2 protein-coding genes are annotated in these 1,422 nt (G+C 39.1%); both read right to left on the bottom strand.

Features of this window, described 5'->3' with window-relative positions; genetic code table 11:
* Nucleotides 1-321: 321 nt before the first annotated feature.
* Nucleotides 322-489: an acyltransferase family protein gene (locus BIZ39_RS22710; RefSeq protein ID WP_410369576.1), complete on the bottom strand. Its 168-nt coding sequence runs from the start codon at nt 487-489 to the stop codon at nt 322-324.
* A gap of 408 nt (nt 490-897) precedes the next feature.
* Complete coding sequence (locus BIZ39_RS21740) at nt 898-1,326, bottom strand: hypothetical protein (RefSeq protein WP_187448103.1); 429 nt, start codon at nt 1,324-1,326, stop codon at nt 898-900.
* Between the last annotated feature and the right edge of the window lie 96 nt (nt 1,327-1,422).

Genomic DNA, 1,422 nt, shown 5'->3' with positions numbered 1-1,422 from the left:
ATAAAAATCGCGCCGGCTAGATGCTATTTGGCTAATCGTTTATCTTGACTTCATCGTGGCGAAAATACGCCAAGGAAGACGTATCATTAACAAGCATTTTAACTATTTGAAAATCTGGTTACACAGAAAACCAATTCTATTTCAACCTTACTTGGGTATTTGAAACCTACACAAGACCGATGAATATAAGTTTTGTAATCTTCAGGCAACGTTCATGTAGGCAAAGAACGTAGTTACGATTACCACCACAGCAAACGAAGGAAAAAGTCGCTTAAAACGTTTGCTGTAGAAATTTGTGAACGAAAACTCGTTCGACACCAATCAGCGCCATATTTGCCCAATAATCAAATAACCTGAAATGACAAAAAAGACATCAACGCCTAAATAGCCGCCCTTAAGATTTGCCGGTGAAATATGAAAAATTACGACGCTCAATACTGCTAAAGCTCTTAATCCTTGAATGTCTTTTCTTTGAGAGTGTTTAATCACGGTATGAGCCAACGTTGTTTAAAATTGCTTTGTATTTTTTCGTTTCGCAATAATGTTACTTACAATGTATAACAGTACAAGCTTTTCATGTAATACCTATTTGAACTGCAGTAACGGCAAGTTAGTTAAAAACAGCGCTAAAGGATGCAATCGGGTTACGATTTAATAAACAGAAAAAATTGACTGTTAAGCTAAACCGAAACAGGTGCCAACGCCAGTTTTGTTATTCTCAGTATTATTGTGCTACTGATGCTAACTGTCCCTTTGTGTTCGAAAATGTGAGCGTTTGTCTTAATAAATTCAGCAAATCACAGCCAAATTTAGCGCAACTTTTTGCCAATGCTGTATGTAAAGTAATAGGTGAGACTATTGGACATATAGAAATCACCAGGTGTTCACTTAAATAGTCTATTGTACGGCTGTAGACGAAATGACCACGGGCTCAAATTTATCGGTATCAGCCACCTTTTCTGCCAAAATCACCATTTCACGGTGAAACTTTGATGGTACTGCGCGATAGGCTAGTGACAACAACGCCTTTTTCTTACTGCTAGCATTATGATGGTACCTGTAGTGTGTGGAATTTAAAACAAAACCGCTAGCTTCCAAACAGCGACTTACTTCCTTTGAAGAGTATTCGCGCACATGCCCCATATGCCCTAAGCCTCGAAGTTTGCCGAATTCAACTAAAGGGTCTGCAATACTTCGCCCTGTTAAGAATCTTGCGATAGATGGTAACGAATACACATTCGGCGTGGTTAACAGAAGCTTACCACCTGGTATCAGTACTCGATTTAGTTGACTAAGTGTAAAGTGTCCGTCCGGTAATCCCCACATTCAATTCATAAATTAGCTACGGCATGGTGTTCTCTTTTTGTTAAGGAGAATGACCATGCCGCAATATCAACGAAGAGAAGTGCAAGACTGGCTCAA

The sequence above is a fragment of the Alteromonas sp. BZK5 genome (genome assembly GCF_014349115.1).
Lineage (GTDB): Bacteria > Pseudomonadota > Gammaproteobacteria > Enterobacterales > Alteromonadaceae > Alteromonas > Alteromonas macleodii.
The sequence above is the reverse complement of the archived record's forward strand: the minus strand, read 5'-3'. Positions and strand labels throughout refer to the sequence as shown.